At 65.5% G+C, this 4,886-nt stretch carries 6 protein-coding genes; 3 read left to right on the top strand and 3 right to left on the bottom strand.

What is annotated here, in order from left to right; all coding sequences use genetic code 11:
• On the bottom strand, positions 1-898 hold an 898-nt coding region (locus EOA33_RS24215), incomplete at its 3' end, for an MFS transporter (RefSeq protein ID WP_127406772.1).
• 128 nt (positions 899-1,026) lie between these two features.
• On the opposite strand from EOA33_RS24215, the gene EOA33_RS24220 reads away from it, so the two are divergent.
• Complete coding sequence (locus EOA33_RS24220; RefSeq protein WP_190234358.1) at positions 1,027-1,653, top strand: TetR/AcrR family transcriptional regulator; 627 nt, start codon at positions 1,027-1,029, stop codon at positions 1,651-1,653.
• Positions 1,654-1,657: 4 nt separating this feature from the next.
• Here the strand turns inward: EOA33_RS24220 and EOA33_RS24225 are convergent, their stop codons facing one another.
• On the bottom strand, positions 1,658-2,554 hold the full coding sequence (locus EOA33_RS24225; protein ID WP_127406773.1) for a LysR family transcriptional regulator: 897 nt from the start codon (positions 2,552-2,554) through the stop codon (positions 1,658-1,660).
• 107 nt (positions 2,555-2,661) lie between these two features.
• Here EOA33_RS24225 and EOA33_RS24230 point away from each other — a divergent pair, with 107 nt between their 5' ends.
• Positions 2,662-3,423, top strand: a complete 762-nt coding sequence (locus tag EOA33_RS24230) for an SDR family oxidoreductase (RefSeq protein ID WP_127406774.1) — start codon at positions 2,662-2,664, stop codon at positions 3,421-3,423.
• Here EOA33_RS24230 and EOA33_RS24235 read toward each other — a convergent pair.
• Positions 3,420-4,280 carry a hypothetical protein gene (locus EOA33_RS24235; protein ID WP_245482421.1) on the bottom strand — a complete coding sequence of 287 codons (861 nt, stop codon included), beginning with the start codon at positions 4,278-4,280 and terminating at the stop codon, positions 3,420-3,422. The two genes, EOA33_RS24230 and EOA33_RS24235, sit on opposite strands and share 4 nt — an antisense overlap.
• 63 nt (positions 4,281-4,343) lie before the next feature.
• Here EOA33_RS24235 and EOA33_RS24240 point away from each other — a divergent pair.
• A partial coding sequence (locus EOA33_RS24240; RefSeq protein WP_145989258.1) for a class I SAM-dependent methyltransferase occupies positions 4,344-4,886 on the top strand: 543 nt, incomplete at its 3' end.

Genomic DNA, 4,886 nt, shown 5'->3' on the forward strand with positions numbered 1-4,886 from the left:
GGCCAGGTCCGCTGGCGAAAATCAGCGAGCAGACAAGGGCGACGGCGCCGACGGCGGTGATCGCCAGGCGATAGTCGATGCGCGCCTCGATGGCGGTCGCGGTCATGGCGCCAACCACCTGCGCGGCGAGGCTTGCCGACACCATCAGGCCGACGGTGCGGCCATCGATGCCGAACTGCGCCCCGAGCGGCTCGAGGAAGGCCCAGATCGCGCCGAAGAACATGAAGTAGCAGAAGATCGAGAGCAGCGCGGCGATCGATCCGGGCGTCAGCACATTGGCGAAATGCTCTTCCTTCGGCAGGTCGGCATAGTCGTCCGGCACGATCCAGGCGACCGCCAGCGAGGCGAGGCAGACCACGCCGAGGGCGAGGAAGCCGCCGGACGCGCCGGCGACCGGGACGACATAGAGCGCCAAGGTCAGCGCCAGCGCGCATTGCGCCAAGGTCTGCACGGTGACGAAATAGCCGCCGATGCGCTCGGCCCGGCGCGAGCGCGCAATCAGCTCGGTGGCGATGGCGACCAGCCCGCCCTCGGCAAGCCCGGCCAGGCTGCGCGCGCCGATCAGCGCGTTGGCGCCGGCGGCATGGGCCGTCCACCAGTTGGCCGCCGCCAGCAGGAGCAGCAGGATGGCGCTCTTCCAGCGCATGTTGCGGGCGGACAGGGCCATGGCCACGACGCCCGAGCCGATGGCGATGGCGATCATCTCGGCGGTGGCGACCAGCGCCAACTCGTCGCCGGTGACATGGCCTTCGGTGTAGAGCGCGCCGAGCAGCACCGGCTGAAGCCCGAGGATCAGCAGGCCGACCGAGCCGATCCACAGCGCCGAAGCGAGCTGCAGGCCGCTCGGATTGCCGACCAGCCAGTCGCCGCCGTCCGTCTCGCCGGCTTGTGTAACCAAAGGCGCCTCCTCAACGTCCTTGCCGCATCGCCAAAAAACTGACAATCTGTCAGCATTTCTGGAAACTGATAGTTAATCATGTTTCTTGTCAACCGGAATTTTGGACCTCTCGCGAGAGATCGGGCGCAATGAGCGAAGCAAGGCGATTGGCGACGGAGCCCAGGCGCAGGCCAAAGCAGGAGCGCAGCCGCGAGCGCATCGACGCGATCCTTTCGACGACCATGCGACTGATTGGCGAGAAAGGCATCGATGCCGTCACGATGAAGGAAGTGGGTGCGCTGGCCGGCGGACCGATCGCCACCGTCTATCACTATTTCCCCAACAAATCGGCGATCCTGGCGATGCTCTACGAGCGCTTCGCGGAGGAGAGTCGCGCGCGCTTCGGCGCCATCATCGCCGGGATCCGCGGGGTGGACGATGTGACGTCGGCCGCGGATCGACTGCTCGACGACTACTACAACCGCGTGGCGGCGGATCCAGCCATCCAGGACCTGCAGAACGCGATCCAGGCCGACAAGGCACTGCAGAACCTCGACATCGCCGAGACCAGGCAGCAGGCGAAAATGTTCTGCGACCATGTCGGTCCGATGCTTGAGCCGGAGCGGCGCGATGCGTTCGGACGCGTGGTCTTTCTCATCTTCCAGCTTGCCGGCGGCGTGGTGCGGCTGGCGCTGACGCAGGACGAGGCCGAGAGCCGGCGGACGATCGATGACTACCGGTCGATCATTCACACGCAGTTGCGGTTGTTTCTTTGAGCGATCAGGCGTCCAGCTTCGGCCCCAGAATCTCCACCAGCCAGTCGACGAAAACCCGCACCCTTGGCGACAGCTGGCGGCTGCGCGGATAAAGGACCGAGATCGGCGTCGGCGTGGGCGGATTGTCCGGAAGCACCTCGACTAGCCGACCGGCCTCGATGTCAGCGGCAAAACGGCGGCGCGGCGCCTGGTAGAGGCCGAAACCCTGGAGCACCAGCGTGGCGGCCGTGTCGGAGTTGGAAATCGTGACCCGCGACGGCAGGACGATCTCGTGCACCTTGCCGTCGACGGTGAATTCCAGCGGCATCACCTGCCCGGTGCGCGACGAGACGAAGCCGATCATCACATGGCCGGCCAGCTCGTCCAGGTCACGCGGCAGGCCGTGGCGCTCGACATAGTCGGAGCTGGCGAGCGTAGCCTCGCGCGCCGTGCCGATTCGGCGCGCGATCATGTCGCTGTCCGGCAGCGTGCCGGCGCGCACCACGCAGTCGACGCCCTCGCGCACGAGATCGACGAGGCGGTCGCCCTCGCCGATATGCAAGCTGAGCCCAGGATAGCGGGCGAGCAGCGCTGGCAGTTCCGGGATGACGACGGTACGAGCCAGGTTGCCGTTGATGTCGATGCTGAGCCGTCCACGCACCTCATGCGCGCCGAAGCCGCCCTCGGCGTCCTCGATGTCGGCGAGGATGCCGATGCAGCGCTGGTAATAGGCGTCACCATCGAGAGTGGTCGTGACGTGGCGGGTGGTGCGCCGGAGCAGTTGCACGCCGAGCCGCTCCTCCAATTGCTTGATCGCGGCGGTGGCGCTGGAGCGCGGCAGGCCGAGATCGGCGGCGGCAGCGGTGAAGCTGCGCCGTTCCACAACGCGGGTGAAGAGCCGCATGCTGTCGAACCTGTCCATCGGTGATTGTTCGCACAGGATGAATAGTGTTGGCAATCCGTGCCCGATTATATCGTCCAGCAAGGCGAGTATATGCATCTCCATCCAAAACAGAAGGAGTTCTCGCCATGACCACTCGCCCCATCGCCCTGATCACCGGCGGCAGCCGCGGCCTCGGCCGCAACACCGCGCTCCACCTCGCCCGCAAGGGTGTCGACGTCATCGTCACCTATCGCTCGCGCGCCGACGAAGCTGAGGCGGCTGTCGCCGAGATCGAGGCCGCCGGCGGCCGCGCCGCGGCTCTCCAACTCAATGCGGGAGCCGTCGCCACCTTCCCTGCCTTCGCCGCGGCATTGAAGAATACGCTTCAGGAAACCTGGCAGCGCGACCGCTTCGACTATCTCGTCAACAATGCCGGCACCGGCCTGCGCAAGATGATCGCCGAGACGACTGAGGAGGAATTCGACACGCTGATGAACACCCATCTCAAGGGCGTGTTCTTCCTCACCCAGGCGCTGCTGCCGCTGATCAACGATGGCGGCCGCATCATCAACATCTCAAGCGGGCTGGCCCGCTTCGCCGCTCCCGGCTCGTCGGCCTATGCGATGATGAAGGGCGGCATCGAGGTGTTCACGCGCTATCTCGCCAAGGAACTCGGCCAGCGCGGCATCACCGCCAACACCGTGGCGCCGGGCGCAATCGCCACCGACTTCAACGGCGGTCATGTGCGCGACAATGCCGAGATCAACCGCATGGTGGCCGGCGTCACCGCGCTCGGCCGCGCCGGCGTGGCCGACGACATCGGCCCGATGATCGCCTCGCTGCTGTCCGAGGACAATCGCTGGGTCAACGCCCAGCGCATCGAGGTATCGGGCGGGATGAATATCTAGGTAACCTGGCGGATCAGCCCTTCGAAGCCGTCGGCGAGATTGGCATTGCCGGCGGCGACGAAGCTCGAAAGGCTCCTGGCTCGCCCGGGGGTCTTGTTGGCATCGAGCAGCACTGCCCTGCCCTCATGCATGACAAAATCGAACTTGCCATAATCGAAACCGAGTTCACGCCTTAGCGCGCGAAGCTCGTCGGGAACCGGAACAGGTTCGCGGCGGATCGTATCGTCGCCCTTGACGAGACTTTGCGGCGAGACGTGGCGGGGGCAGCGTTCGCGTTCGCCGCAAAACAGCCAGAAGCGGGCTCCAAAGCCGTCCGGCTCCGGTTCGGGAACGAATTTTTCCACCACCAGATCCTCGCAGTCGAACACCGTCGCCGGAACATCGGCAAGCGAGCCATGGACACGATAGCTGTCCAAGGCTTCGAGGCGGGGAAACGGCTCCGGCTTGCCGGCGCGTCGCGACCGCCGGTTCAGCGAGCGCTCACGCGTCCCGAGGTTGTTCAGGCTGCTCTTCACGATGACGGGCCCTTGCCAACCGTCGCCCCTGCCGATCACGGCACCGCTAACGCGACGCTTGGAGATGTCGGTGGCGCCGATGTTGAGGCAGAAGGGAAAGGCGCGCGCGTATTCGACATATTCGGCCGGCGTCACGGTCGCGTCGACATGCAGTACCGCGATGTCGGCTTCCGGCCTGGCCGCCGTGCCGGCAAGGATCCGGACCGAATGGCCACGGCGCTTCAGCTCTTCCAGCAGGTCGAAGAGCATATACGGGCTATCACGGCGTAGCAGCAGCCCACGCCGGCTCTGAAACCGGTCGAACTCATGCGTGATGACCGCGATGCGTGCCATGCGCCCCATTGGCTTCTCGAGCGTCCTCGATTATTCGATCGAATACAATGCGCTAACCAACCCAGGGTTTGCATGACAGAGCACTGGAATGCAATTCGCAAACACTGGCAGTTGCTCGGCTCGCCGTTGCGGCCGCCGGCTCAGGTGGTCGAGGCCTATGAACGCGAGCTCGAGCTTGCGCAATCGCACGTCGTCATGCTCGGCGTGACACCGGAGCTCGCCGGACTTGGCGCCACAATGATTGCGGTCGACGAGTCCGCCGACATGATCGCCGGCATCTGGCCGGGCGACACCGATATGCGCAAGGCGGTGCGAGGCGACTGGTTCGACCTGCCGTTTCCCGGTGCGAGCATCGACGCGCTGATCGGCGATGGATGTCTCTCGGCGATCGGCGACGCCGAAGCAAGACGGGCGCTTTTTTTGGCGATCGCGAGCGTGCTCAAGGCCGACGGCCGCGCCGGCATAAGGCTTTACGCCTCTCCCGAAACCCCGGACGACCCGAAGGATGTCCGCGCCCTGGCGCTGGGCGGTGGCGTCTCGACCTTCCACGAGCTCAAATGGCGCGTGGCCATGACCGCAATCAGCGGCATGCCCGACCACATCATACCGGTGACG

It is taken from the genome of Mesorhizobium sp. M4A.F.Ca.ET.050.02.1.1, assembly GCF_003997725.1.
Taxonomy (GTDB): Bacteria; Pseudomonadota; Alphaproteobacteria; order Rhizobiales; family Rhizobiaceae; genus Mesorhizobium.